Genomic DNA, 24,475 nt, shown 5'->3' on the forward strand with positions numbered 1-24,475 from the left:
AGGAGACACGACCCCTCCCATGCGCGTCGCCGAAATAGCCCGGCTCACCGGCACCTCCGTTCGCACTGTGCGCTATTACCACTCGCTGGGTCTGCTGCCCGTGCCCGAGGAGCGGGGCGGCTGGCGCGACTACGACCTCGGCCATGTGGCCCGCCTGTCACGCATCCGCTGGCTGGTCCAGGCCGGCGTCCCGCTGAAGGCCATCGGACACATACTGGGCCGGTCCGCCGAGCAGGAGGAGGGCCCGGATGCCGCGGCAACCGTCATCACCGACCTGTCGGGAGCACTGTACGCCGTACAGGAGCACCTGGACGGGGTGCTGCGGCAGCGGGACATGCTGATCGGCCTGCTGAAGCGGGCGCAGGAGGGCTTGACCGTCTCCCCGATGCCGCCGCGCATGGTGGCCTTCTTCGACCGTCTGGAGGCGGCCGCGCCCGATGAGCGGACACGGGCGGCCGTGCGCCGCGAGCGCGACCTGGTCGACGTGGCCTGCTACAGCGGGCGCATGCCTCCCGCTGCCGAACTGATCTTCCCCGAGCCCGACGACGGTGAGGACGCCGACGCCCTGGCGGCCTACGGCAGGGACACCGCGGGCCTGAGCGACGCGCAGATCGAGGAGCGCGCGGCGGACAATATCGCCAGATTCGAACGGGTTCTGGGGCCGCAGCGCTGCCGGGAGCTCGCCGAAGACTTCGACACCGCCAGTGTCCGCCCCCTGTTCCAACTGATTGCCGCGGTGGAACCGGGGTATGCGCGGATGGCGGAGGCGATGGAGAGGCTGTTGATCGAGGCGATCGCCCGCTGGCGGGCGCGGTGAACACGCAGTACCGGCCGACACCGCCCGTCGCCCGACAGCGGGCCGCGACACGCCGGGCGAGCGCCGCACGGCACGCTTGAGTGCGACGCGACGTCACACCCGAGCCTGGGCGCATGCCGCCTATCGACTCCGTCACTATCGACTCCTCCACCAGGCCCGCCGCCGCAATGGACTCCCGCCGCCCCGAGGGCGCCATTGAGATCAGCGGCCTAGTCAAGGCCTTTGGACGCCTGCGCGCCGTCGACGGCCTGGACCTGAACGTGCGCCGCGGTCAGATCCACGGCTTCCTCGGTCCCAACGGCGCCGGCAAGTCCACCACGATTCGCGTACTGCTGGGCATGTACCGCCGGAGCGCCGGCGAGGTGCGGGTGCTGGGACTCGACCCGGCGCACGCTGCGAACGCCATCACCCGGCGCACCGCCTACGTACCCGGCGACGTGGCGCTGTGGCCGGCCCTGACCGGGGCGCAGACTCTGGACGCCTTCGCCGCACTGCGCGGCCGCCGCGATCGACGCCGCGAGGCGGAGCTGATCGAGGCATTCAGTCTGGATCCGTCCAAGCCGGTGCGCAGCTACTCCAAGGGCAATCGACAGAAGGTGGCCCTGATCGCGGCCCTGGCGGCGCCGTGCGAACTAATCGTCCTGGATGAGCCCACCGCCGGACTCGACCCGCTTCAGGAGGAGGTATTCCAGACCTGTGTGCGCCAGGCGGCCGCCGGGGGCCGCACGGTGCTGCTGTCCAGCCATCTGCTGGACGAGGTGGACCGCGTGTGCGACGCGGTCACCATTATCAAGGATGGGCGCACCGTGGAGACCGGCACACTGGACGCGCTGCGGCACCTGCGCGACTCGACGATCACCTGCCGTCTGCCCGACGGCGCTGCACCGGAACTACCACGCGGCATCAATGCCCCGCCGGCGGGGGCCGACGGCGTGACGCGAATATCGGCGCCCGCTGAGGACGTTCCGAATGTGCTGAGCGCCCTCATCGCCGCGGGCGCCCAGGGACTGACCTGCGCCCCGGCGTCCCTGGAGGACCTCTTCCTGCGTCACTACGAGGGCCAGGCCCGATGATCACGCGACCGGCACTCATGCGACACGTCCTGCACACCGCCCGCATCCTCACCCGTGAGGAACGCGCCTGGTTGCTGGCCCTGCCGACGACGGTCGCACAGTTGACCGCTCTACTCGCCCCTAGCTATGCGACCACTTACGCCACGGCCGCGGATCTGGCTCGTGCCGTGGCAGCGTTAAGACTGTCGAAGACCACCGCCGCTCTGTACGGTGAGCTGCCCGCGAGTGCTGCCGTAGTGCAGCTCGCGGTCTGGGAGCTCGGGGCGCTGACCTGCCTGCTGCTGGGAATCGTGGTGGTGCTGCGCGCGGTCGCGGTCACGCGCGCCCAGGAGGACGGCGGGCGCTCGGAGATGCTGCATGGTATCGGCGTCGGTCCGGTCGGCGAATTGGCCGCGTCTTGCCTGGTGCTCGCCGCTCATTGCCTTCTGCTCGGCGTGGGCGCCGGAGCGGGCCTGGCGGCGTTAGACGGGGCGAACAGCGCGGATGCCCTCGCCTACGGCGCCGCAGTGTGCGGTACCTGCGCCCTGATTGGCGCCTTTACCCTGCTGTTTGCGCAGCTGACCACCGACGCCACCGGTGCACGCGGCGTCGGGCTCGCCGCCCTGGGATTGCTGTACGCCGGGCACGGCGCGTGGGCCGCCGAGGGCTGGACGTGGGCCGGTGCCTGGTCCCCTTTCGCGCTGCGCGGCATCATCGACCCCGGCGGCGAGAACGATTGGCGTCCACTGCTGGTTGTGTGTGCGGCACTGCTGGTACTGCTTACGGCAGCCGCGGCCGCCGCGCATCGTCGGGACCTGGGTGCCGGGTTGGTTCGGATCGGGTCCGGACGTCGGCACCCGCTGCGGGCTCGTGGCCCGGTGACACTGGCACTGCGGCTGTCTGGCATACAACTGCTGGTGTGGGCGGTGGCGACCGCAACCATCGCTGGAGTGCTCACGGCCATGGGCGAGAACATGGTCGATTTCGCCCGAAAGGGCGCAGTGGACGGGGGCGTGCTCGGCTCACAACTGGGCGGTGGCGATCCAGGCGCGGGATTCCTCGGCTACGTCGGCGTGCTGACGGCTGCCATGGCCTGCGCGCAGGCAGTGGTGCTGACCGGGCGTTTCGCCGCCGAGGAGTGCTCCGGGCTGGTTGAGGCGGCGCGCGGCACCGGCACCGGGTCGGCGCGGCAGCTGGCCGCCTGGTGCCTGGTCGCTCTGCTGGCGACGGCGCTCACGCTCGGTGCGGCCGCGCTGGCGGCGGGTCTGGTGGGACACGCGCTGCTGGATACCACCGCCGCTGACGCGCTGCGGCTGATGGCCGGGCAGTGGCCCGCCGCAGCGGCCTGCATTGGTGTCACCGCGCTACTGGGTGGTGCCTGGCCGCGGCTACGGTGGCTGGCGTGGGCGCCGCTGCTAGTTGGACTAGGAATCGCCCAGCTCGGGCCCAGCCTGGACCTGCCCCGGTCGGTCATGGATGCGGGCCTATTCGCCCAGGCGGCCGAGCCAACGGCGGCCTGGCTGCTGCTGGGCGGCGTGGCCGGGATTGCATCGGGCGTACTGGCGGTGCGCAGCCGCGACCTGCGCACCACCTCCGGACGGCGGTCCGGCTCGGCTGGCCCGCGGGTCAGACGTTGAAGCCGAGGGCACGCAGCTGCTCGCGACCCTCCGGGGTGATCTTGTCCGGGCCCCACGGCGGCAGCCACACCCACTGCACGCGCACCTTGTCGGCGATCAGTCCGAGTGCCTGCTGAGCCTGCTCCTCAATGATGTCAGTGAGCGGGCATGCGGCCGTCGTCAGGGTCATGTCTAGCACGATGGTGCCGTCAGGCTCGATCGATATCCCGTACAGCAGGCCGAGGTCCACGACATTGATGCCCAGCTCCGGGTCGATGACGTCGCGCAGCGCCTCCTCAATGGCCGCCACATCGACGTCGGCGACGGTGGTCGGCGCCTGCTGCGCGGCCATCGGATTGGATTCCTGAGCGGTTTGGCTCATTTGCTCCTCCTAATGGGTGATTCAGGGTCTGTAACAGTGAAAAGGACGGATGCGGGTCCCGGGACGAGCGGAACCGGTCAGTCCGCCTGGGTTCCTTCCAATGGCTCACCTGCCTTGAGCAACGCATCCTTGAGCGCGATCCATCCCAATAAGGCGCATTTGACCCGGTTGGGATACTTCGACACGCCTTCGAAGGCCGCGGCATCCTCCAGTTCGTCCAGCACGGCGGGATCGACGCCGCGCCCGCGCGAGTGCATCAGCGCGTCGAATTCCGCCTCGAGCCTCGCCACGGTCGCTAAGTCCGCGCCATCTACCAGATCATGCATAACCGAGATGGACGCCTGTGAGATGGAGCAGCCGTCCCCCTCCCAGCCGACGGACTCGATGCGCCCGTCAACCACCCGCACCCCCAAGGTAACCTCGTCTCCGCAGGTCGGGTTGACCTGATGGGAGACGGCGTCCGGTGCATCCAGGGCACCCGCGCCGTGGCGCTCGCGCGAGTGGTCGAGGATGACCTGCTGGTACAGCTGATCAAGTTCGTTCATGTTCACCTCTGGAAGTAGCCGCGGACTGTGGCGACGGCCTCAAGGAACCGGTCTATCTCCGCGGGCGTGGTCACCGGGCCGAAGGATATCCGTGAGGATGAGGGCACCCCGAAGTGCGCGTGAATCGGCTGGGCGCAGTGGTGCCCGGTACGCACCGCCACGCCGGCGGCGTCGAGCACCTGGCCGACGTCGTGGGGGTGAACCCCATCCAGGGCGAAGGCAACCACCCCCAGGCGGTCCTGAGTGCCGCTCGGCCCGAGAATCCGCAGACCGGGCACCTCCCTCATGCCCCGCAGGGCGCGTTCCAGTAAGAGCTGCTCGGAGGCGTGCAGCCTGTCCATGCCGATTCGTGCGAGATAGTCGACGGCTGCATGCCAGCCGGCCGCTTGGGCGAGCGGTTGACTGCCGGCCTCGAAGCGTGCGGGTCCGGGCATATAGGTTGATGAGGCCATGGTGACCGTCTCGATCATGGAGCCACCGGTGAGCACCGGCGGCATCGCGTCCAGCAGCTCCTCGGTGGCCACGAGAGCACCAATCCCGGTTGGGCCCAGCATTTTGTGGCTGGAGAGCACCATGGCATCTACCCCGGCCGCGGAAAGGGCACCGAAGTCCAGGGGCAGGTGCGGGGAGGACTGGCAGGTATCCAGCACCACCAGGGCGCCGGCGCTGCGGGCGGCGGGCAGGAGCTGCGCCAGCGGCGTGATCGCTCCGGTCACATTCGAGGCGTGGGTCATGGCGAGAACCCGGGTGCGGTCGGTGATAACCGAGACCGTGCTCGGATCGATGCGTCCGTCCTCGGTCAGGTCCAGCCAGCGCAGGGTGGCGCCGGTGCGGGCCGCCAGCTCCTGCCAGGGCACCAGGTTGGCGTGGTGCTCGGCCACCGTCACCACAATCTCGTCTCCCGCCCCGACGCGCAGGCGGGCCGCGGCGTCGGTCGCGGCTGCCGCCGCCCCGCCGCGCTCGGCGGGCCGCCCCAAGCTGGCGTGGCCGATGGCCAGCGCCACCAGGTTGACGGCCTCGGTGGCGTTCTTGGTGAACACCAGCTGACTGCCGCGGGCGCCTACGAACTCCGCGACGGCGTCCCGGGCGTCCTCCCACACAGCCGTGGCCTCATCGGCCAGCTGGTAGGTGGAACGTCCGGCAGCCCCGTTGGAGCGGCGATAGAAGTCCGCCTCCGCGTCAATGACCGCAGCCGGCTTCTGACTGGTGGCGGCCCAGTCCAGGTAGGCCAGTGCCTCACCATTGCGGGCGGGCCGCCCCAGGTACGGGAAGTCCGCGCGCAAGGAGGCGATCTCGGCCGCGGTCAGTGGGTTACCCACCGCCTGCGGCTGAGGCCGGTTCGGTTCGGTCATGTGCTTTGCCCCCTGAGTATCGGTTTGCGGGTATGCGGCGGGGCGTCGGCCGACGCCTCAGGCGAGGAAGCGGTCGTAGCCCTCCTCCTCCAGGCGGTCGGCGAGGTCCGCACCGCCCTCCTCGGCAACCCGGCCGTCCACGAACACGTGAATGTGGCTGGGCTTGATGTAGCGCAGGATGCGCGTGTAGTGCGTGATCAGCAGGAAGCCGGCGTCCGAGGCGTCGTGCAGCCGGTTGACCCCCTCGGAGACGATGCGCAGCGCGTCAATGTCCAGGCCGGAGTCCGTCTCGTCCAGGATGGCGAAGCGGGGGCGCAGCAGCTCCATCTGCAGGATCTCGAAGCGCTTCTTCTCGCCGCCGGAGAAGCCCGCGTTCACATCTCGCTGGGCGAAGGCCGGGTCCATGCGCAGGTTCTCCATGGCCTGGTTGACCTGGCCGATCCACTGGCGGACCTTGGGGGCCTCGCCGTCGACGGCCGTCTTGGCGGTGCGCAGGAAATTGGCCACCGTTACGCCGGGGACCTCAACGGGGTACTGCATGGCCAGGAACAGGCCCGCCCGGGCGCGCTCGTCGACGGTCATGTCGAGGATATTGACGCCGTCCAGCAGCACCTCGCCCTCGGTGACCTCATAGTCTGGGTGGCCGGCGATGGAGTATGCCAGGGTCGACTTGCCGGAGCCGTTGGGGCCCATGATGGCGTGCACCTCACCGGAGGCGACGGTCAGGTCCACGCCCTTGAGGATGGGCTTGGGACCGTCGTTGGTGGCGACCTGGACGTGGAGGTTCTTGATCTCGAGGGTGCTCATAACTCTTGGTTCTTCTTTCGTGGGCAAAGTGGTTGGGGCTCAGACGGCGGCGGCCTGCTCGCGGGCGGATACGAGCCCGGTCAGCTCGAGCTCCTTCTCTATCGCGGCCATCAGCCGCTCCTCGACCTCGGGCACGCGGATCTCAGCGACGATCTCGTTGAAGAAGCCGAGCACCACCAGGCGGCGGGCCTCCATCTCCGGGATGCCGCGGGCGCGCAGGTAGAACAGCTGCACGTCGTCAAAACGGCCGGTTGCCGAGGCGTGCCCGGCGCCCTCAATGTTGCCGTTCTCGATCTCCAGGTTGGGGATGGAGTCCGCCTTGGCGCCCTCGGTGAGCACCAGGTTGCGGTTGAGCTCGTAGGTGTCGGTGCCGCGCGCGCCGGCACCGATGAAGCAGTCGCCTACCCACACGGAGTGAGCGCTCTCCCCCTGCAGGGCGCCCTTGTAGGCGACCCGGGAGTAGCAGTGCGGCTCGGTGTGGGCGACGTAGGGGCGGTGCTCCTGGTGCTGGCCGCCGTCGGTGAAGTACACGCCGTAGGCGTCAATGTGTCCACCCTCGCCCTGGAAGCCGAGGTCGGAGCAGATGCGCACGTCCCCGCCCAGGGAGACGACGACGTGCTTGAGGACGCCGCGCCCCTCCACGCGCACGCGGTGGTTGGAGGCGTGAACGGCACGGTCCTCCCACCCCTGAATCGTCACCAGGGTCAGCTCGGCCCCGTCGGCCACAGTCACCTCCACGGTCTGGGTCAGCGCGGCGGTGCCGCGGTGGTCGAGCAGCACCGTACCCACCGCATCCCTCTCGGCGATGACGCGAATGTGCTGGGCGGCGGGGTGCGCCAGCGCCTCATCCGCGCCGGTGGTGGTCACGCGCACCGCCCGCTCCAGCACCGCCCCGGGCAGCACGGTTAGCACGGTTGCGGCCTGGAAGGCGGCCCAGGCGACAACCCCGGTACGGTCGACTGGGGCCCCGACGACGCCCAGGCGCGGATCCTGGCGGTCGACGGTCTCGGCCTCGGTGCCCGCCGGGGCATCGATGTCAACGACCAGCGGTCCGGAGCCGGATCCCGCCATGACGGCGTCGAGGTCGAACAGGGGGGCGAAGCGCTTGACGGGGGTGAACCGCCACTCCTCCTCGCGGCCGTGGGGAACCGGGATGTCGGCCGGGTCGAAGGAAGTGGGCCTCTCTGCGCGGGAGGAGACGTAGCGTCGCCCGCCGTGCGAGTGGGCGCCCTCCAACGACGCGCGCGAGTGGTCGGTCTTCAATTCGGGCATGAGTGCTCCTTGCCGGATCGCCTCCGGCGGCTCGTAATCGGGCAGTAAAAAGTACGGGCTGCGTGTGCCGACCGGCTCAGCCGACGGAGTTCTCCATCTGCAGCTCGATGAGCCGGTTGAGCTCCAGGGCGTACTCCATGGGCAGCTCCCGGGCGATGGGCTCGACGAAGCCGCGCACGATCGTGGCCATGGCCTCGGTCTCGGTCAGCCCGCGCTGCATCAGGTAGAACAGCTGGTCGGCACTCACCTTGGACACGGTGGCCTCGTGCCCCATCTCGACGTCGTCGGTGCGCACGTCCACGTACGGGTAGGTGTCCGAGCGCGAGATCTCATCCACCAGCAGGGCGTCGCACAGCACATTGGACTTGGAGTGCCGGGCGTTCTTCTGTACCTGCACCAGGCCGCGGTAGCCGGAGCGGCCGCCGCCCCGGGAGATCGACTTGGAGACGATGTGGCTGGAGGTGTGCGGCGCCATGTGGACCATCTTGGCGCCGGTGTCCTGGTGCTGCCCGGCGCCGGCGAAGGCGATGGACAGGGCCTCACCGCGGGCGTGGGGCCCCATGAGGAAGACGGCCGGGTACTTCATGTTCCGCTTGGAACCGATGTTGCCGTCCACCCACTCCATGGTGGCGCCCTCGGCGCAGGTGGCGCGCTGGGTGACCAGGTTGTAGACGTTGTTGGACCAGTTCTGGATGGTCGTGTAGCGCACGCGCGCGTTCTTCTTGACGATGATCTCCACGATCGCCGAGTGCAGGGAGTCGGTGGAGTAGATGGGGGCGGTGCAGCCCTCCACGTAGTGCACGTAGGAGCCCTCGTCAGCGATGATCAGGGTGCGCTCGAACTGGCCCATGTTCTCGGTGTTGATGCGGAAGTAGGCCTGCAGGGGGATCTCCACCTGCACGCCCGGCGGCACGTAGATGAAGGAGCCGCCGGACCACACGGCCGTGTTCAGGGCGGCGAACTTGTTGTCGCCTGCGGGCACGACGGAGCCGAAGTACTCCCGCATCAGCTCGGGGTACTGCTTCAGGGCGGAGTCGGTGTCCAGGAAGATAACGCCCTGCTCCTGAAGGTCCTCGCGGATCTGCTCGTAGACGACCTCGGACTCGTACTGTGCGGCTACCCCGGCCACGAGCCGGTCGCGCTCCGCCTGGGGAATCCCGAGCCGGTCGTAGGTGTTGCGGATGTCCTCGGGCAGGTCCTCCCAGGAGGAGGCCGGCTTGTCTGTGGAGCGCACGAAGTACTTGACCTGGTCCATGTCCAAGTCGGACAGGTCCACGCCCCAGGTCGGCATGGGCTTGCGCTTGAAGATCTCGTACGCCTTCAGGCGCTTTTGCAGCATCCACTCGGGCTCGCCCTTCAGCGCGGAGATCTCACGGACCACTTGCTCGTCCAGGCCGCGCCTGGCGGAGAGGCCGGCGGCGTCGGAGTCACGCCAGCCGTACTCGTAGGTCTCTGAAATCGACTCGATGATCTCGTCGTCGCTGCTGCGGACGGTCTCAGTCACGGGAGCTGTCATCAGTTTCCTTCCATTCTTCGGGGGCTGCGGCCCCGCTGGTCTACCGCCCGTGCAGCGCGCTTGCGCAGCGTGGGCATGGCGATGGGTACGTGTGTGGTGCAAACGTGCTCGCCGCCGGCCAGGGTGGCCAGGCGCTGCACGGGTACACCGAGCAGGCGCGCGAAGGTGCGGGTCTCGGCGTCGCAGAGTGCCTGGAAGTGCCCGGCGACCTCGCGCACCGGGCAGTGGCCCTGGCACAGCTGAACGGCGAAGGTACCGTCACCTACGTCACGGACCGTGGCCGCGTAGCCATCCAGGGTCAGGGCGTCCGCCAGGGCGCGCGCCCGCTCGGCCGGGTCCTTTCCGACGGCCTCGACAATGGGCATGTAGCGGCGCTCCAGATCGCGGCCGCGGGAGGCGGCGAAGGAGTCAATGGCCTTGTCCCCGCCTACCTGCGACAGGTAGGACAGGGCCCGGTTGGCCAGCTCCGAGTACCCCTCGCCGAAGCTCGTGTGCGCGTGCGCGGTAGCGACGTAGAAGCGTGCCGGGCGGCCGCGGCGGCGCTTGCCGCTGGCGGCCGGGTTGTGGACCGCGATCTCACCGGACTGCTCCAGCGCGGTGAGGTGACGGCGCACGGCTGCGGGGGTGAGACTGAGCACCTTGGCCAGCTGGGCGGCTGATATCGGGCCCTTCTCTGCGATTAGGTCGAGGACTCGTGAGCGGGTGGAGTCGTCATCGACTTGGCTCATGGCTTACTCCTCTCCAAGGCGGCGCGGTGCGGGCGGCGGAGCCGGGGGGACGACTCCTTGCACACGTCAAACTTTAACGAACATCTTTGTTCCGAAATTCCACGATGGCAAGTTCCCGACGCCGAGCGGCGCGTGCGATATAGCACGTTGCGACTGTGGCACGCAGGCGGCCCGGGTGCCTCTCGACATCCCGGGCCGCCTGTTCGTGCCGGTGAAGGTGCAGATACCGCTACGGTGCCGCCGCTAGCCCGACCTCGTCCCAGCGCAGTGGATCGGGCATGGTGCCGATGAACTCGCCGTCGACGACGTCGTTGAAGCCGGTGTAGATCCACTGGCCGTCCCGCAGCTGAACCAGCTGGCCGGCGTACAGGTGCTCCGGAACCACGTACCGGGCGGAGCCGACGTCCCAGGGCCCCAGGGGGCTGTCCCCCTCGGCGATCCACACTCCGCCCGGCCCGGGTTCGGCCTGCATGTCCGCACCGCATGAGAAGACCAGCAGGTGCCGACCCTCCACCTGCCGCGACTGGCTGACCTCGAGCTGACCGAACCTGCTCGGCTCGGTCAGGGGTGGCAGCACCTCCCAGTGGTCGAGGTCCGCGGACACCGCGTGCCCGATCACGCCGGCGTGCTTGCGGTCAACGCCCCGGGCGCGGGCGGTGACCAGCATGTGCCACAGCCCGTCATGGCGGAACACGAAGGGATCGCGCCACGGCTCGTCGAAGGCGTAGCCGGGGCTCCACTTCTCATACCACCGTCCGTCCGCCTCGAGCGGCTGCGCGCAGCAGCGCTCAAAGGTGACGCCGTCGGCGGAGTCGGCCCAGCCGATCCGCTGGACCATGCCGCGCTCCGCCCGGGAGATGCCCGTGTAGAACACCCGCATACCGCCGCCGGGCTTGTTTATGGTGCAACCCGTCCAGATGGCCTGGTCATCGAATGCCGGGCCGTCGGAGTGCACCAGGGCGTCCGGAAGCAGCTGCCAGTTGCGCGCGTCGGCGGAAACGGCGTGCCCCATGGAGGCCCGCCAATGCCGCCGGTCCGGGTCATGCAGTGCCCGGGAGGCGCGCAGGAAGAACAGGTGGTAGTGCTCGCCGTCGTCGGCGATCCAGTGGTCCCACAGCCAGTGGTCTGCAAGCTCCAGTCCCATCGCTCACCCCTTGACCGCGGTGCCGGCCAGCGACTGCACGAAGGAGCGTTGGAAGATGACGAAGATGATCAGCACCGGCAGGGTGATCAGCGTGCCATAGGCCATGATCTGGCCCCATACGGGATTGAGCTGGAAGAAGTACTGCATCCCCACGCTCACCGGTCGCATCGACTCCTGCTGCACCACCATCAGGGGCCACAGGTAGGAGTTCCAGGCCGGCAGCATGGTGATGATCGCAACCGTGGCAAAGGTGGGCCCGGACAGCGGCACGATGATCTTGCGGTAGATGGTCCACCAGCTTGCACCGTCGACGCGGGCGGCCTCGTCGATCTCCTTGGGGATGTCGCCAAAGTGCTGAGCGAATAGGAAGATCGCCAGCGCATTGGCCACGTAGGGCAGGATCTGCACCTGGTAGGTGTTGAGCATGCCCTGCTTGAGCAGGAAGCCGTCCACGGCCCACTGGATGGAGGGCAGCTTCGCCACCCAGAAGACCAGCGGCACCGCGATGGTCTCAAAAGGCACCATCAGGGTGGCCAGCACCAGGGACAGGATCAGGTTCTTGCCCCTCCAGCGCATGCGTGAGATGGCGAAGCCGATCATGGAGTTCACGATCAGTCCCAGGCCCACGATCGCCACGGTGACGATGACGGAGTTGGCGATGAAGCGTCCTGCCGGCACCCGGTTGAATACACCCTCGTAGTTGTCCAGGCTCAAGTCCCCCACCGGCAGGAACGCCTTGAACGAGCCGAGATCGGAGAAGATCTGGGCGTCGCTCTTGAAGGACGAGAAGATCATGAACAGCAGGGGGAAGACGGCGACGACGGCCGCCACTGTCAGCCCCAGGTAGGTCAGGATCCGGGAGCGGCGCTTGGTGGCGGCACGCCCGCGCCTGAGCGAGGTCCCCGGCGTGGCCTCCGGGGCCGGGCCTGCGGTGTTCGCTGCGGTGGTCATGTCAGTCACCCTCTCTGGTCAGGCGCCGCTGGATGAGGCTGATCACCAGCACGGCGACGAAGAAAATCAGCGAGATCGCGCTGCCGTAGCCCATGTCCTGCTCGCGGTAGCCCTTGCGTACGGCGTGGTAGACGAGTGTGGAGGTGGCGTCCTGGGGTCCGCCCGAGGTCATTACGTCCACCTGCACGAACAGGCCCAGTGCGGCAATGGTGATAGTGACCAGGATGAACACCATCGTGGAGTGGAGTCCCGGCCAGGTGACGTACCGGAAGCGCTGCCAGCCATTGACGCCGTCGAGTGCGGCGGCCTCGTACAGCGCCGGGTCGATTCCCTGCAGCCCGGACAGCCAGATAATCATGTGCAGGCCGACCGCCTGCCAGATGGACAGCAAGATGATGGCGGGCATCGCCGTGCCGGGATTATTCAGCCACGCCACGGCTGTCCAGCCGCCACCGGTGAGGGTGTTGAGGATCGAGTTGAACAGGCCGTCCTTCTCGTAGAAGAAGCTCCACAGGATGGATACCACCACCATGGAAGTGACCACCGGCATGAAGATCATGGTGCGGAAGGCGGTCACGCCCTTGACCTTCTGGTTGACCAGGATCGCCAGCGCCAGGGCGAGCCCGGACTGGCAGGGCACCACGATGAGCGCGAAGAAGGCCGTGTTGGTCAGCGACCTGATGAAGGTCGGGTCGCTGCTGAAGGCGCGGATGAAGTTGCTCAGCCCGATGAACTCGGGCGGGTTGGGGGATATCAGGCGCGCGTTGGTAAAGCTGAGCGCGAAGGTGAGCACGATGGGGATGCCCAGGAACAGCGTTAGCAGCAGCAGCGCGGGCGCTGACATGAGCCAGGCGGTGCGGGCCTCCTTGCGCAGCGCGGCGGAGCGCCCGACGCGTTTAGACGACGTGGTTGCGGTTGACGTGGACATGAGTGTCTCCTCCCCGGTGGGGACGCCGACTGCGTCCCCACCGGTACTCGGGACGGAAGCTGCCGTCACTTGGCCTGGTAGCCGTTGTTGGAGGTGATGTCGGCGTCGATGTCCTTGACCGCTTGGTCCAGGGTGGACTTCACGTCGGCACCGGAGACGATGTCACGGGCGGCCTTGTCGAAGATCGAGGAGATCACCTTGTAGCCGGGCGTGGCGGGGCGCAGGAGGGCGTACTTGGTGCCGATCTCGTACACGGGCTCCAGGGCCCCGCCCTCCTTGTAGTACTCGGTCTGCGGCGTGGCCGAGGGCACAGAGGGGAAGTTGCCGATGGCGTTGGAGTACTCCACCAGGTACTCGTCCTGCATGAGGAACTCGATGAATGCGTTGGCCGCGGCGGGGTTGGAGCTGGTGGCCGACACGCCCCACTGCCAGGAGCCGCCGCCGACGCGCGCGCCCTGTCCGAAGTCCACCGGCGGGAGGATGAGCACCTCGTCCTCGCCGAAGGTCTCCTGCGACTGGAGCACCTTCCAGCCGCCGGCGTAGTAGAGCGGCACCTTGCCCTGGAGGAAGTCCTGCCCGTCCGTTGCGGGCGTCTCGGAGGCGTATCCCTTGGTGAAGCAGGAGCGGAACCACTCGCCCCACTGCACCGCGGCGTCGCCGTTGAGGAAGCCATCGGCAGTCTCGAAGGTCTCCCGATCGATCAGGTCGCCACCGAAGGACTGCAGCATCGGGGCGTAGGCGTAGGGCCACCACTCGGCCGTATCCGCTACCGAGAAGTCGATCGCGTAGTCGTAGTCGGGCAGCTCGGAGAGCTTGGCCAGGGCGTCATCGAACTCCTCTCGGGTCCACGGCTGGTCGATCGTGGGGATGGGCACGCCGGCGGCCTCGAAGGCCGACTTGCGGCCCAGGAAGCACAGGGAGGTGTCGTAGGGGCCCACCGAGTACAGGGTGTCATTCCAGTAGCCCTTGGCCGAGTCGATGATGCTGTCCTCCAGCTCCGAGGAGATCTGCAGGGGCGCAAGGTAACCGGAGTAGGCCCAGTTGGGCATGATGGGGCCGTCCAGGTCGAGGATGTCGGGCAGGTCCCCGGCCACGGCGGCCGCCGCGATGGAGTCGTTGTAGGAGGCCTGCGGGAAGTCCTTGACCTCGACGGGGGTGTCGGGGTTGGCCGCGTTGAAGGCCTCCACCGCATTCTTGACGACGGCGAGCTCCTCGCTGTTGCCCCCGTTGTGGGTCCACAGCGTGATGGCACCGGAGGAGCCGGAGGCGGAGCCGCCCTGCTGGGAGGAGCAGGCGGCGAGCGTGGCGGCCACTGCGGCGGTTACGCCCAGGCCGAGGAACGTGCGGCGAGTAGTGGACATGGACACTCCTTCGTGTGTCACTGGGATGGTTTACCGGAATCGGGGCGAATCCGGGGCTTGTGGGGGCCGCCCGGCCCGGGGCTCAGGCGCCCGGGGGTGCGGGGGCGGTTGAGTTGCGGACGATGAGGTCACACGGGAAGCGGTGGATGCCTGCGGGCTCGGGCAGGTCGTCGTGGATCAGCCGCCGCACGAGCCAGTCCGCCATCTCGTAGTGGGGCAGGCGCATGGTGGTCAGCTGGGGCGCCAGATTGGTAGAGATCAGCCGCAGGTCGTCGAAGCCGACAACCGACAGCTGCTCGGGGATGGAGATTCCCAGGGCTGCGGCCGTGCGGTACACGCCGGCCGCCATGCCGTCGTTGTAGCAGAAGACCGCAGTGGGACGGTTCTGGCGGTCCAGCAGCCTGCGGGCACCGGCATCCGCCTGCTCTGGGTGCTGTCCGGCGGCTATCACCAGGTCTGGGTCCGGGGTAATGCCCGCCTCGCGCAGGGTTGTCTCGTATGCCGCGCGGCGCATCCCAATGGCGACAGCACAGACGTCTTGAGTCAGGTGGCCGATCCGGCGGTGACCCAGCTCCAGCAGGTGCGTTACCGCGGCGCGCGCAGCCGCCTCCTCATCGGGCACAACTCCGACGACGTCGTCCCGATCGGCGAAGCCGTTCAGGACCGCCACGTTGTCCAGCTCCGCCGGCACGCGCACCTGCTGGTGGTACATGGCGGCGTGCACGATGACGTCTACGCGCCGGGAGCGCAGCTCGCGCACCGCGCGGCGGGTCGGTTCCGGTTCCCCGCCGGAGTCGGTCAGCAGCACGGACCAGCCGAGTTCTGCGCAGGCGCTGAGGATGGCGTCGATCATCGCAACCGCGTAGGGAGTGGACAGGACCCGGACGCCGAGCACCCCCACGGTGCGCGTGCGGCGGTTGCGCATGCCGCCTGCAAGCGCATCGCGCACGTAGCCGAGGTCCTCCGCCGCGGCGCGCACACGGTCCGCCGTAGCCTGGGAAACCCTCCCCTGCGCCTTGCCCGACAGCACCAAGGAGGCGGAGGCCGTGGAGACGCCGGCTGCATCAGCGACATCACTGAGAGTCGCCATCGCCCCTCCTGCTAGCTCATCAGTGGTCCGGGCGATTGCGCCCGCTAACAAGAGTGTGAGTCGTCACATGAGGTTAAGTCAAACGATTAACGTCACAGCTGAATATACGAGCGTGACCGACGTGTCGTTTCAGTGCCCGGCAGCCGCCCAGTTGCGCACCCCGCGCACCAGGCGCTCGAGGCCATCGTCAACGCGAGCGAGCTGAGTGCCCAGATTCATGCGGAGGAAGCCGGCGCCGGCACGGCCGTAAGTACTGCCGGCGGTGAGCACCAGGCCGGAATGCTCACGAATCTGAACGGCCAGGGCGGTGGTTGCGTCCGCAAGCGCGTCTCCTCTCCCGGCGGCGGGTCCGGCGCCGGAGCGCAGCAGTGGGCGCACGTCGATCCAGGACAGGTAGGTGGCCTGCGAAACCGGCGCAGCACAGCCGGCCAGTTCGCGCGCCACCACGTCGGCCACCCGCGCTTTGTTAGCGGCGATGTAGCTGCGCACTGCTGTCAGCCAGGCCTCCCCCTCTGCGCTGTAGGCGGCGACTACCGCCGGCACGGCGAACGCTCCCGGCTCGGCGACCTCGTCGGTATTCAGGCTGCGCTCCACGCGGGAGCGCAGGTGCGGCTCGGGGATGACGACCGTCGCCGAGTGGACGCCGGCGGTGTTGAAGGCCTTTGACGGCGACAGGCAGGTGATGCCCACTTCGGCGCACACCGGCGCTGCAGCGGCGAAGGGCGTGTAACCAACCCCGGGCAGGGTGAGGTCGCAGTGAACCTCATCGGACACGACGAGTACGTGGTGCTCGGCGGCAAGTGTGCCAAGGCGGGCAAGTTCTTCCCGGGTCCACACCCGCCCCACGGGGTTGTGTGGGTTGCACAGGATCATCAGGGTGGCGAGCGGGTCGGCAAGCTTGGCCTCCAGATCGGCCCAGTTGATCCTCCACTCCCCGTTCTCTCCCTGCCGCAGGTCGCTGGTGACCAAGCGCCGACCGTTGTTCAGGACGCTGTTGGTGAAGATGTTGTAGACGGGCTGCTGAATCACAACCTTCTCGAACACATTGGTCACGCTGCGAACGATCGAGGAGATCGCGGCGACGACCCCCGTGGTAGGGATCAACCAGTCACGCTGTAGCGGCCAGCCGTGGCGGCGTGTCCACCAGTCGGTTACGGCCTGCTCGTAGGCGTCGGTGACGACGGTGTAGCCCAGCAGGCCCTCGCGGGCAACACGGGCGAGTGCCCGGCGCACGACGGGCGCGGTGCGCAGGTCCATGTCCGCAACCCACATGGGCAGCTCACCGGGCCCGGCCTTATCCCATTTTAGTGAACCGGTGCCACGCCGGTCGGTGCACTCGTCCAGGTTGAAGTTGGAGGAGGAGCTCATGCGTCTACCAGGGGCGTCCAGCCGGTTTCGATGCGGGTCGCGGCGGGTTTCACTCGGTCTGGGTCGAAGATCTTCTCGCCGATGGAGCCGACCCTGATTACGCCGTCGTAGGGGTTGGTCAGTGAGTCGAGGTGACCGATTATCTCGGCGTCAATGCCCCGGCAATACTCAAAGGCGAGAGTGGTGTCCAACAGACGGCAGCCCCGCAGGGTGAGTCCATCGATGTAGCACAGGCCCTGCAGACTCTGAACGGTGCAGTCGACGAGGGTGACGTTGCGAGAGTTCCAGCCCAGGTACTCCCCCACGATCACCGAGTTCTCCACCACCACATTCTCACAGTTCCAGAAGGCGTCCTTACTCAGCAGCACACTGTCCCGTACGGTCACGTCCCGGGCCCCGTCGAAGGCGTAGTTCCCGGTGAGCCGCAGCCGTTCGGCAGTCACCCCGACGGCGTCCTTGGCGAAGTAGTCGCCGGTGGCATTCACCTCCGCTAGCGTCACTTCCCGGCAGCTCCACAGGGTTTCTTCGGCATGTGGCAGGTCCACCCGCTGCAGGCTGATGCCGCGGCCGCGGCGGAAGGTCTTTGGTGCGGCCACCAGCGTGCCTTCAATGCGGATGTCGTCCGTGTACCAGATGCCGGAGCGGGCGGTCTCCAGCAGAGCGCCGCCGGTGACCGACACGTCCTGGCAGTACCAGAGCGGATACTTCCACTCGAACACGCTGTCGCTGATACGCAGACCGCGGCTCTCCTTAAGCGGGGATTCACCGTCGCTGAATGTGGAGTGGACGATGGTCAGATCGCGAGAGGCATACAGCGCGCGTTCGCCGGTCAAGTGCTGATGGTCGACCATCGAGTCGCTGTTGCCGAGACAGTCGGTCGGTGCTGCTGGGGTTGCGGCTAATGTCATGGCACACAACTCTAGGAAGCCGACGTCCTCGCAACGAGGCATTATCAGTACCTGTCAGCGATCTCCTCTTCATCGTGCCGGCTCCGAGTCCGAACAGGTGCAGGCCGTCTCCACGACGTCGCCTCCGGCAGGGGAGCATCGGACCCGGCGGGAGCCCGATGCGATCCAGCCGATGTCAACCCCGGTGCTGCGGGCAGAGCCAACGCGCGGGAATCGGCGCCTACACGTCCAAGCCGTAGAGGATGGTCCCCCGGGTGGCGGTGTAACCCAGGTCGCGGAACAGGTCGACGGCGCCGCTGGGATCGTCTGACTCGAAGCCCGCGGCAGCGTACTCCATGCCGTCGGCCGCGTAGGCGCGCATGGCCGCGCACAGCAGCGCCGGGCCCACGTCCCTGGAACGGTAGTCGGCGAGCACGCCGATAACGTCCGTGTAGCCTTCCCGCCAGCCGAGTGCCTCCCAGTCCTGCTCATAGCGGCTGGACAGCACGTAGCCGGCCACGCGCGCACGGTCCCCGGACCGGTCCAGCGCAACGAAGCTCCACTGGGGGGCGAAATAGGCACGCCCGGCCCGCCACTCCTCCGGGCTCATGCTGCCGCCGCCGGAGTCGGCGAAGGCCTGGTTGTGGGCTCGGCGCACGGCATCATCCAGGTCCTCCGACCACGGCTCGATACCGAGGAACCCATCCAGCTCAACCGTGGGTATCGCGGTGGCCAATGAGCGCCTGACCTCCCGGTACCAGCGGCGCGGCTCGAAGCGCAGCTCCAAGAGGTGATCCTTCATGCGTTCATCGTCCTCTAGGACCGTGGTGACGATGTGCGCTGGCGCGGAGGCGGCCGATCCGGACGGCTCACCTGCCCGTTCGGCACCGATGAGGTGCCGGGCCCGCTCGGTCTGCCAGTGCAGCAGCGCCACTCCGATGCCGCGCCTACGCCAGGCAGGGTCTACGGTCCCGGTCATGGAGGCGTAGATCTCCCCCGCCGGACGCAGCCGCACCAGCCCGAATGCGCGCATCACACCATCGGCGTCGCGCCCGGCCACACCGGAATAGGTGGGGTCTACGAAGTACTCGGCGGTCTCCTGCGCGGTGGTGCGGTAGGGCGGGTTGTCGGCAGCCTCAGAGCGGGCGACCAGATCGGCGAGCTCGGCATTATCGCGAGGTCCAAGCGGCGACCAGGTGAGCATGCGGGGCAAGGCGGACCGGGGACCGGGACGGAACATGGCCCAGGGGCCACCCGGACCGGTGCGGGGCGTCGAACCGTAAACCGGCGTCATATGCGTCTCCTTCGACGGGACGGTGCCCGACCTCGGGCCTGGACGGATCAGATGTTGGAAGAAGCGGGTCGCTCCAGGTTACCCGAGCAGCCCACCCGCACCGCGTGCCGTCGGCGCGGAGGCGTCACCGGCGGCGGGCCTCCGGAGCCTCAGGCGTCGATGCGCTCGCGGTCGATGTCGGCGGCGCCCTCGATGATGAAGTCGCGGCGCGGCTCCACGCTGGAGCCCATGAGCAGCTCAAACACGTTCTCCGCCTCGGCGAGCTCGGCCTCGTCGCTCAGGGTGATGCGCCGCAGGGTGCGGTGCTCCGGCTCCATCGTCGTCTCGGCCAGCTGGTGGGCATCCATCTCCCCCAGGCCCTTATAGCGCTGGGGCTCCTTGAAGCTGCGCCCCTGCTTCTCCAGCTTGCGCAGGGTGGTGACCAGCTCCTCGTCGGAGTAGGTGTAGATGACTTCCTTCTTGCGTCGTCCCTGGGCGGATACCTCGATCCGGTGCAGCGGGGGCACGGCGGCGAAGACGCGGCCAGCCTCGATCATGGGGCGCATGTAGCGGAAGAACAGGGTCAGCAGCAAGGTGCGGATGTGGGCGCCGTCGACGTCGGCGTCGGTCATCAGGATGACCTTGCCGTAGCGGGCGGCCTCCAGGTCGAAAGTGCGTCCGGAGCCGGCCCCGACCACCTGGATGATGGCTGAGCACTCGGCGTTGCGCAGCATGTCCGCCTGGGACGCCTTCTGCACGTTGAGGATCTTGCCGCGGATGGGCAGCAGCGCCTGGAACTCGCTGTTGCGGGCGTTCTTGGCGGTGCCCAGGGCGGAGTCGCCCTCGACGATGAACAGCTCGGAGGAGGCGACGTCGTCGGAGCGGCAGTCGGCCAGCTTGGCGGGCAGCGTGGAGGTCTCCAGGGCGGTCTTGCGGCGGGTGATCTCCTTGTGCATGCGGGCGGACACGCGTGCGCGCATCTCCCCGACGATCTTCTCCTGCAGGGCGCGCGACTGGGTCTTCAGGTCGCGCTTGGAGGAGGTCAGCAGGGCGGTAAGCTCCTTCTCCACCACCTTGGCGACGATCTGGCGCACCGGGGCGGTGCCGAGCACCTCCTTGGTCTGCCCCTCGAACTGGGGCTCGGGCACGCGCACGGTGATGACGGCGGTCAGCCCCGCCAGGATGTCGTCCTTCTCGATGCGCCCGTCGCGGCTGGTGACCTTCAGGGCGCGGGAGTTGGCGTCGATCTGCTTGCGCAACACCTTGGTGACGGCCTGCTCAAAGCCGGTCAGGTGGGTGCCGCCCATGGGGGTGGCAATAATGTTGACGAAGGAGCGCTCGGTGGTGTCGTAGCCGATGCCCCAGCGCAGGGCCACGTCCACGGTGCAGGTGCGCTCAACCTCGGTGGGGCGCAGGTGTCCGGTGCGCTGGTCGAGCTGCTGCACGGTCTCGGTGTAGGTCCCCTCGCCGGTAAGGCGGAAGGTATCGGTAACGGAGCCGTCGGTAGCCAGGTAGTCGACGAAGTCCGCAGTTCCGCCCTCGGCGTGGAAGACCTCGGTGCCCTCCTGGTCCGCGGCGCCGGAGGTGAACAGGTCGCCCGCACCCGCTGAGGCGTGGGCGGCCTTGGCGCTCAGCGCCGGGTCGCCGGCCGCAGGACCGCTGGCCGCGGCGGCGACGGCGTCCGGGTCGCGCTCATCGGTGAGGGTGAGCGTGAGCCCGGGCGCCAGGAAGCTGGTCTGCCGCAGCCGGGCGCGCAGGGCGGTGATGTCGTACTGGGCGGGTGCGGGGAAGATCTCGGGGTCGGCCCAGTAGCGCACCCGGGTACCGGTCACGCCCCGGCGCACCTTGCCGACCACGCGCAGCTGCGTGGCCTCGGTGAACTCCTCGAAGGGCGCATCTGGGTTGGGGCCCGTGGTGGGATCTGTGAAGACGCCGGGAACGCCGCGCCTGAAACTCATGGCGTAAGTCTTACCGCCGCGGTCCACCTCCACGTCCATACGGGCTGACAGGGCGTTGACCACGCTGGCGCCCACCCCGTGCAGGCCGCCGGCGGAGCCGTAGGAGCCGCCGCCGAACTTCCCGCCGGCGTGCAGCTTGGTGTAGACCAGCTCGACGCCGGTCAGCCCGGAGGAGGGCTCCACGTCCACGGGCACACCCCGGCCGGTATCGCGCACCTCAATGGACCCGTCGGCGTGGACCAACACGCCAATGCGGTCCCCGTAGCCCTCCAGGGCCTCGTCCACGCCGTTGTCGATGATCTCCCACACGCAGTGCATCAGGCCCCGCTGGTCGGTGGAGCCGATGTACATGCCAGGGCGCTTGCGCACCGCCTCAAGCCCCTCCAGCACGGAGAGGTGGCGGGCGGAGTAGGACTGGGAAGAATCTGGCACGGCCCGAATCTAGCCGATCGCCGGGGCGGCTTCGGCGCCCCGCGCCGCCGCCAGGATGTGGTCTTCGCCCGGCGCCGACGCGTCGACGCCACACCTGATTCCCGTGATTCCCTGCGTTCGCCGTGGGCGCAGGGGGTGCGCCCGGGGCGGAAAACGGCCCTTCAGCGTTGGCGCGGGCGCCCAGCAGTGGTGAAATCGAGCCATGAGCACCGCAACTCCTATCTCTCCCACGGTCGCCGATCCGACGGCCGTGCCCGAACAGGCCACCGGCCAGGCCGCGGCGACCGAGACGCGTCCGCTCACCACCGCCGACCGCTGTGACGTCTGCGGCGCGCAGGCCTACCTGCGCGTGGTCCTCGCCTCCGGCGAGCTGCTGTTCTGCGCCCACCACGGCCACGCCCACCGTGACGCCCTGGAGCGCCAGGCCCTGTTCATCCAGGACGAGTCCGACCGCCTCACCCGCTCAAACGAGTCCGACTGACCGACTAGGCGGGCGGCTCGCCCGTCGGATCCTTCAACTTTCTGCCTACGCCCTCTGGCTGAGTCGGCCAGAGGGCGTAGTAGTGGTGCACCGGGCCGTGCCCGTGGCCGACACCGAGCACGTCGGCGTGCGCGAGGGCGCCGGTCAGGTAGGCCTTGGCGTCTCGTACCGCCGCGATCCAGCTGTCACGCTGCGGACGCAGGGCGGCGACGGCGGACGACAGCGTGCAGCCCGTCCCGTGGGTGTTGCGGGTGCGCACGCGGCGACCCGGCAGCAGCACCGTGCCGTCGGTGTCGGCATACACGTCGGCTGCCCCTCCCGCCAGGTGTCCGCCCTTGAGCAGCACCCGGCGAGCCCCGCGGGCGAGCAGCGCCTCGGCCTGGCGGCGCATCTCGTCGGGGCTCGTGGCGGGCTCGCATCCCAGCAGCGCGGCCGCCTCCGGCAGGTTCGGCGTGATCAGATCCGCCCGCATGCACAGGCGGCGCAGCGCCGCCAGGGCGTCGGCGTCGAGCAGGCGGTCCCCGGAGGTTGCCACCATCACCGGGTCCAGGACGGTTCCGGGCAGACCGGGGAGGTACTCCCCCACCGCGTCGGCCAGCTCGGCGGTGGCGAGCATGCCGATCTTGGTGGCGTCGGGGGCGATGTCCGCCAGCAGGGTGTCCAGTTGCAGGCGCACGAAGTCCACGGGTACGGCATGCACCCCGGTTACCCCGCGCGTGGACTGAGCGGTCAGTGCGGTGACCACGCTCATCCCGTAGGCGCCGAGCGCCCCCATGGTCTTCAGGTCCGCCTGGACGCCGGCGCCGCCGGAGGGATCGGAGCCGGCGACGGTCAGCACCCTGGGGATTGTGCTGGTCATTGTCCGCTCTCCCAGGCCCCGCGCAGTTGCTGCGCGGCCTCCCGCGGATCATCCGCCAGGCAGATGGCGGAGACGACGGCGGCCCCGGCCAGTCCTCCAACGCGCAGGACGGGAAGGTCCGCGCTGGTGACTCCGCCGATGGCGACGCACGGCAGGCCAGCGGACGCGGCCAGGCGGATGACGCCGCCCGTGCCGATGCCTGCGGGCGCGTCCGTCTTGGTGGCGGTGGCCCGTACCGCGCCAATGCCCACGTGGTCGCAGGCGCCCTCCGATTCCGCCGCGGAGAGTTCCTCCGGGGTGGCTGCGGACAGGCCCAGGTAGGCGGCTTCACCGATGAGCTCACGCACCACGGTCGCAGGCAGGTCCCGCTGCCCCACGTGCACGCCCGCCACCGGCGCCCCCAGACCGCGGGCCGCCAGGAACACGTCTACGCGGTCGTTGACGATCACCGGCACCTGCCTACCGACGGCGTGAGCGACGCCGAGGACCTGGGCGAGGAAGCCGGCGCCGTCGGCGTGCTTGGCGCGCACCTGCACGCAGGTGACACCGCCCGCCACGGCGGCACGGACGGTGTCGGTGACCGTGCGGCCGCGGGAGCGGCACTGGTCGGCGTCGGTGACCAGGTAGACCCGCAGGTCCGGTGCGGGCCTCATGAGACGGGGATCCTGGCGAGGTCGTCGGCATCCAAGCAGTACAGAGAGTCGAGCAGGGCGACCTGGAAGGAGCCCGGACCCGCAGCAGTCTCGGCAGCGATCTCGGCGGCCGCGCTGTATACGGCGTGGCAGGCAACGGTTGCGGCGAAGGCGTCGGTGCCGATGGCGCGCCCGGCCGCAAGGAAGCCGGCCGCCAGCGCCCCCAGGGCGCAGCCGCCGCCGGTCACGCGGGTGAGCAGGGCGGAGCCGCCACCCACCCGGGCCAGGCGTCCGTCATCAACGATGGCATCCACGGGGCCGGACACGGCGACCACCGCACCGGTGCGGGCCGAGAGCGCCCGCGCGGCTCCTAGGGCGGCGGCAACATCATCGGCGGTCTCCACGCCCCTGCCTCCCGCGCCGGAGCCGGCAAGGGCCATGATCTCCGAGGCATTGCCGCGGATGACGGTCGGCTCCTCCTCCAGCAGCCGGTGGGCGAGCTCGGTGCGGTGTACCAGCGTGCCTACCGCCACGGGGTCCAGCACCCACGGCACGCCTGCCGCACGCGCGGCAGCGGCGGCCTCCAAGGCCGCGGCGCGCTGCTCGGGCTGAGGCGTTCCCAAGTTGATCAGCAGCGCGGAGGCGACGGCGGCGAAGGGCCCGGCCTCCCCGGTGACGTCGACCATCGCGGGAGCGGCCCCGGTGGCCAGTAGGACATTGGCGGTGAAATTCGTGACCACGGAGTTGGTGATGCAGGCAACCAGTGGGCCGGCGGCGCGCAGGGACTCCAGCACTTCCGCGGTACCAGCGGGCGGCGCGGGCGCCCTCAGGACCGAGGGCTCGGCGGGGCAGTCACTCGAATAAGCACTTGCGGACGCGTGCTGCGGCATGCGACATCCCTTCGTCAGCATTATCTGGACAGGTTCAACGGGTTTCTCTCAGCCTTGCGGCACCCCGTGTCGTAGGCATAACGATAGCAAGCAGGCGGCCGCCCCGGAACCGGGCGGTTCCGGGGCGGCCGGGC

23 protein-coding genes and 1 riboswitch are annotated in these 24,475 nt (G+C 68.9%); of the genes, 4 read left to right on the plus strand and 19 right to left on the minus strand.

All coding sequences use genetic code 11. The features are described 5' to 3' along the window. The first annotated feature begins 19 nt into the window (after positions 1-19). The 3 genes from GZ998_RS01250 to GZ998_RS01260 all read left to right on the plus strand — a co-directional run bounded on the left by GZ998_RS01250 (position 20) and on the right by GZ998_RS01260 (position 3,506). Complete coding sequence (locus tag GZ998_RS01250) at positions 20-817, plus strand: MerR family transcriptional regulator (RefSeq protein WP_161924208.1); 798 nt, start codon at positions 20-22, stop codon at positions 815-817. 167 nt (positions 818-984) lie between these two features. Continuing rightward, positions 985-1,890: an ABC transporter ATP-binding protein gene (locus GZ998_RS01255; RefSeq protein ID WP_161925343.1), complete on the plus strand. Its 906-nt coding sequence runs from the start codon at positions 985-987 to the stop codon at positions 1,888-1,890. Then, positions 1,887-3,506 carry a hypothetical protein gene (locus tag GZ998_RS01260; protein WP_219108504.1) on the plus strand — a complete coding sequence of 540 codons (1,620 nt, stop codon included), beginning with the start codon at positions 1,887-1,889 and terminating at the stop codon, positions 3,504-3,506. The genes GZ998_RS01255 and GZ998_RS01260 overlap by 4 nt, the downstream gene beginning before the upstream one ends. Here GZ998_RS01260 and GZ998_RS01265 read toward each other — a convergent pair. The 16 genes from GZ998_RS01265 to GZ998_RS01340 all read right to left on the minus strand — a co-directional run bounded on the left by GZ998_RS01265 (position 3,496) and on the right by GZ998_RS01340 (position 21,479). Next, a complete protein-coding gene (locus GZ998_RS01265; protein WP_219108505.1) occupies positions 3,496-3,867 on the minus strand; it encodes a metal-sulfur cluster assembly factor in 372 nt (123 codons plus the stop codon). The genes GZ998_RS01260 and GZ998_RS01265 overlap by 11 nt on opposite strands. Positions 3,868-3,944: 77 nt before the next feature. Continuing rightward, complete coding sequence (gene sufU, locus GZ998_RS01270) at positions 3,945-4,412, minus strand: Fe-S cluster assembly sulfur transfer protein SufU (RefSeq protein ID WP_161924211.1); 468 nt, start codon at positions 4,410-4,412, stop codon at positions 3,945-3,947. Positions 4,413-4,414: 2 nt separating this feature from the next. Beyond that, complete coding sequence (locus tag GZ998_RS01275) at positions 4,415-5,764, minus strand: aminotransferase class V-fold PLP-dependent enzyme (RefSeq protein ID WP_162679910.1); 1,350 nt, start codon at positions 5,762-5,764, stop codon at positions 4,415-4,417. A 57-nt stretch (positions 5,765-5,821) separates the two neighbouring features. Continuing rightward, positions 5,822-6,571 (minus strand): Fe-S cluster assembly ATPase SufC, encoded by a 750-nt coding sequence (gene sufC, locus GZ998_RS01280; RefSeq protein WP_161924213.1) that lies wholly within the window; start codon positions 6,569-6,571, stop codon positions 5,822-5,824. 39 nt (positions 6,572-6,610) lie between these two features. Next, entirely contained in the window at positions 6,611-7,843 is a 1,233-nt protein-coding gene (gene sufD / locus GZ998_RS01285) for a Fe-S cluster assembly protein SufD (RefSeq protein WP_219108507.1), read from the minus strand. Between the two features lie 76 nt (positions 7,844-7,919). Beyond that, on the minus strand, positions 7,920-9,359 hold the full coding sequence (gene sufB, locus GZ998_RS01290) for a Fe-S cluster assembly protein SufB (protein ID WP_161924215.1): 1,440 nt from the start codon (positions 9,357-9,359) through the stop codon (positions 7,920-7,922). Further along, positions 9,359-10,087 carry a metalloregulator ArsR/SmtB family transcription factor gene (locus tag GZ998_RS01295; RefSeq protein WP_161924216.1) on the minus strand — a complete coding sequence of 243 codons (729 nt, stop codon included), beginning with the start codon at positions 10,085-10,087 and terminating at the stop codon, positions 9,359-9,361. The genes sufB and GZ998_RS01295 overlap by 1 nt, the downstream gene beginning before the upstream one ends. Positions 10,088-10,316: 229 nt before the next feature. Next, positions 10,317-11,231 carry a glycosyl hydrolase family 32 gene (locus tag GZ998_RS01300; protein WP_219108508.1) on the minus strand — a complete coding sequence of 305 codons (915 nt, stop codon included), beginning with the start codon at positions 11,229-11,231 and terminating at the stop codon, positions 10,317-10,319. A gap of 3 nt (positions 11,232-11,234) precedes the next feature. After that, the gene (locus GZ998_RS01305; protein ID WP_219108509.1) at positions 11,235-12,182 is read right to left on the minus strand and encodes a carbohydrate ABC transporter permease; all 948 of its coding nucleotides are present in this window, start codon (positions 12,180-12,182) and stop codon (positions 11,235-11,237) included. Between the two features lies 1 nt (position 12,183). Next, positions 12,184-13,110 carry a carbohydrate ABC transporter permease gene (locus tag GZ998_RS01310; protein WP_161924219.1) on the minus strand — a complete coding sequence of 309 codons (927 nt, stop codon included), beginning with the start codon at positions 13,108-13,110 and terminating at the stop codon, positions 12,184-12,186. A gap of 65 nt (positions 13,111-13,175) precedes the next feature. Continuing rightward, positions 13,176-14,471: a sugar ABC transporter substrate-binding protein gene (locus tag GZ998_RS01315; protein WP_161924220.1), complete on the minus strand. Its 1,296-nt coding sequence runs from the start codon at positions 14,469-14,471 to the stop codon at positions 13,176-13,178. 82 nt (positions 14,472-14,553) lie between these two features. Then, the gene (locus tag GZ998_RS01320; protein WP_161924221.1) at positions 14,554-15,561 is read right to left on the minus strand and encodes a LacI family DNA-binding transcriptional regulator; all 1,008 of its coding nucleotides are present in this window, start codon (positions 15,559-15,561) and stop codon (positions 14,554-14,556) included. Between the two features lie 129 nt (positions 15,562-15,690). Further along, positions 15,691-16,929 (minus strand): MalY/PatB family protein, encoded by a 1,239-nt coding sequence (locus GZ998_RS01325; RefSeq protein WP_219108511.1) that lies wholly within the window; start codon positions 16,927-16,929, stop codon positions 15,691-15,693. Continuing rightward, on the minus strand, positions 16,926-17,837 hold the full coding sequence (locus GZ998_RS01330; RefSeq protein ID WP_203234214.1) for a DUF3737 family protein: 912 nt from the start codon (positions 17,835-17,837) through the stop codon (positions 16,926-16,928). The genes GZ998_RS01325 and GZ998_RS01330 overlap by 4 nt, the downstream gene beginning before the upstream one ends. Before the next feature lie 220 nt (positions 17,838-18,057). Further along, on the minus strand, positions 18,058-19,110 hold the full coding sequence (locus GZ998_RS01335) for a GNAT family N-acetyltransferase (protein ID WP_161924222.1): 1,053 nt from the start codon (positions 19,108-19,110) through the stop codon (positions 18,058-18,060). Between the two features lie 149 nt (positions 19,111-19,259). Then, positions 19,260-21,479: a type IIA DNA topoisomerase subunit B gene (locus GZ998_RS01340; protein ID WP_219108512.1), complete on the minus strand. Its 2,220-nt coding sequence runs from the start codon at positions 21,477-21,479 to the stop codon at positions 19,260-19,262. A 202-nt stretch (positions 21,480-21,681) separates the two neighbouring features. On the opposite strand from GZ998_RS01340, the gene GZ998_RS01345 reads away from it, so the two are divergent. Next, positions 21,682-21,960: a hypothetical protein gene (locus tag GZ998_RS01345; protein WP_219108514.1), complete on the plus strand. Its 279-nt coding sequence runs from the start codon at positions 21,682-21,684 to the stop codon at positions 21,958-21,960. 4 nt (positions 21,961-21,964) lie between these two features. Here the strand turns inward: GZ998_RS01345 and thiD are convergent, their stop codons facing one another. The 3 genes from thiD to thiM form a co-directional block, all read right to left on the minus strand. Beyond that, positions 21,965-22,819 carry a bifunctional hydroxymethylpyrimidine kinase/phosphomethylpyrimidine kinase gene (gene thiD, locus GZ998_RS01350; RefSeq protein WP_257504906.1) on the minus strand — a complete coding sequence of 285 codons (855 nt, stop codon included), beginning with the start codon at positions 22,817-22,819 and terminating at the stop codon, positions 21,965-21,967. Beyond that, positions 22,816-23,472, minus strand: coding sequence for a thiamine phosphate synthase (thiE, locus tag GZ998_RS01355; protein ID WP_219108516.1), 657 nt, complete (start codon positions 23,470-23,472; stop codon positions 22,816-22,818). Before thiE ends, thiD begins: the two co-directional genes overlap by 4 nt. After that, complete coding sequence (gene thiM / locus GZ998_RS01360; protein ID WP_161924226.1) at positions 23,469-24,341, minus strand: hydroxyethylthiazole kinase; 873 nt, start codon at positions 24,339-24,341, stop codon at positions 23,469-23,471. The genes thiE and thiM overlap by 4 nt, the downstream gene beginning before the upstream one ends. After that, positions 24,331-24,418, minus strand: a riboswitch (TPP riboswitch). (Overlaps the previous gene by 11 nt.) Positions 24,419-24,475 lie beyond the last annotated feature (57 nt).

The sequence above is a fragment of the Actinomyces sp. 594 genome (assembly GCF_019325145.1).
Taxonomy (GTDB): Bacteria; Actinomycetota; Actinomycetes; order Actinomycetales; family Actinomycetaceae; genus Actinomyces.

What these genes read in the sequence shown, in the direction of transcription:
- GZ998_RS01315 (WP_161924220.1), bottom strand. Translation starts at nt 14,471, where the DNA reads ATGTCCACTACTCGCCGCACGTTCCTCGGCCTGGGCGTAACCGCCGCA.
- GZ998_RS01250 (WP_161924208.1), top strand. Translation starts at nt 20, where the DNA reads ATGCGCGTCGCCGAAATAGCCCGGCTCACCGGCACCTCCGTTCGCACT.
- sufB (WP_161924215.1), bottom strand. Translation starts at nt 9,359, where the DNA reads ATGACAGCTCCCGTGACTGAGACCGTCCGCAGCAGCGACGACGAGATC.
- GZ998_RS01320 (WP_161924221.1), bottom strand. Translation starts at nt 15,561, where the DNA reads ATGGCGACTCTCAGTGATGTCGCTGATGCAGCCGGCGTCTCCACGGCC.
- GZ998_RS01335 (WP_161924222.1), bottom strand. Translation starts at nt 19,110, where the DNA reads ATGACGCCGGTTTACGGTTCGACGCCCCGCACCGGTCCGGGTGGCCCC.
- thiE (WP_219108516.1), bottom strand. Translation starts at nt 23,472, where the DNA reads ATGAGGCCCGCACCGGACCTGCGGGTCTACCTGGTCACCGACGCCGAC.
- thiM (WP_161924226.1), bottom strand. Translation starts at nt 24,341, where the DNA reads ATGCCGCAGCACGCGTCCGCAAGTGCTTATTCGAGTGACTGCCCCGCC.
- GZ998_RS01305 (WP_219108509.1), bottom strand. Translation starts at nt 12,182, where the DNA reads ATGACCACCGCAGCGAACACCGCAGGCCCGGCCCCGGAGGCCACGCCG.
- GZ998_RS01325 (WP_219108511.1), bottom strand. Translation starts at nt 16,929, where the DNA reads ATGAGCTCCTCCTCCAACTTCAACCTGGACGAGTGCACCGACCGGCGT.
- GZ998_RS01330 (WP_203234214.1), bottom strand. Translation starts at nt 17,837, where the DNA reads ATGACATTAGCCGCAACCCCAGCAGCACCGACCGACTGTCTCGGCAAC.
- thiD (WP_257504906.1), bottom strand. Translation starts at nt 22,819, where the DNA reads ATGACCAGCACAATCCCCAGGGTGCTGACCGTCGCCGGCTCCGATCCC.
- GZ998_RS01345 (WP_219108514.1), top strand. Translation starts at nt 21,682, where the DNA reads ATGAGCACCGCAACTCCTATCTCTCCCACGGTCGCCGATCCGACGGCC.
- GZ998_RS01255 (WP_161925343.1), top strand. Translation starts at nt 985, where the DNA reads ATGGACTCCCGCCGCCCCGAGGGCGCCATTGAGATCAGCGGCCTAGTC.
- sufD (WP_219108507.1), bottom strand. Translation starts at nt 7,843, where the DNA reads ATGCCCGAATTGAAGACCGACCACTCGCGCGCGTCGTTGGAGGGCGCC.
- sufC (WP_161924213.1), bottom strand. Translation starts at nt 6,571, where the DNA reads ATGAGCACCCTCGAGATCAAGAACCTCCACGTCCAGGTCGCCACCAAC.
- GZ998_RS01275 (WP_162679910.1), bottom strand. Translation starts at nt 5,764, where the DNA reads ATGACCGAACCGAACCGGCCTCAGCCGCAGGCGGTGGGTAACCCACTG.
- GZ998_RS01265 (WP_219108505.1), bottom strand. Translation starts at nt 3,867, where the DNA reads ATGAGCCAAACCGCTCAGGAATCCAATCCGATGGCCGCGCAGCAGGCG.
- GZ998_RS01310 (WP_161924219.1), bottom strand. Translation starts at nt 13,110, where the DNA reads ATGTCCACGTCAACCGCAACCACGTCGTCTAAACGCGTCGGGCGCTCC.
- sufU (WP_161924211.1), bottom strand. Translation starts at nt 4,412, where the DNA reads ATGAACGAACTTGATCAGCTGTACCAGCAGGTCATCCTCGACCACTCG.
- GZ998_RS01300 (WP_219108508.1), bottom strand. Translation starts at nt 11,231, where the DNA reads ATGGGACTGGAGCTTGCAGACCACTGGCTGTGGGACCACTGGATCGCC.
- GZ998_RS01260 (WP_219108504.1), top strand. Translation starts at nt 1,887, where the DNA reads ATGATCACGCGACCGGCACTCATGCGACACGTCCTGCACACCGCCCGC.
- GZ998_RS01295 (WP_161924216.1), bottom strand. Translation starts at nt 10,087, where the DNA reads ATGAGCCAAGTCGATGACGACTCCACCCGCTCACGAGTCCTCGACCTA.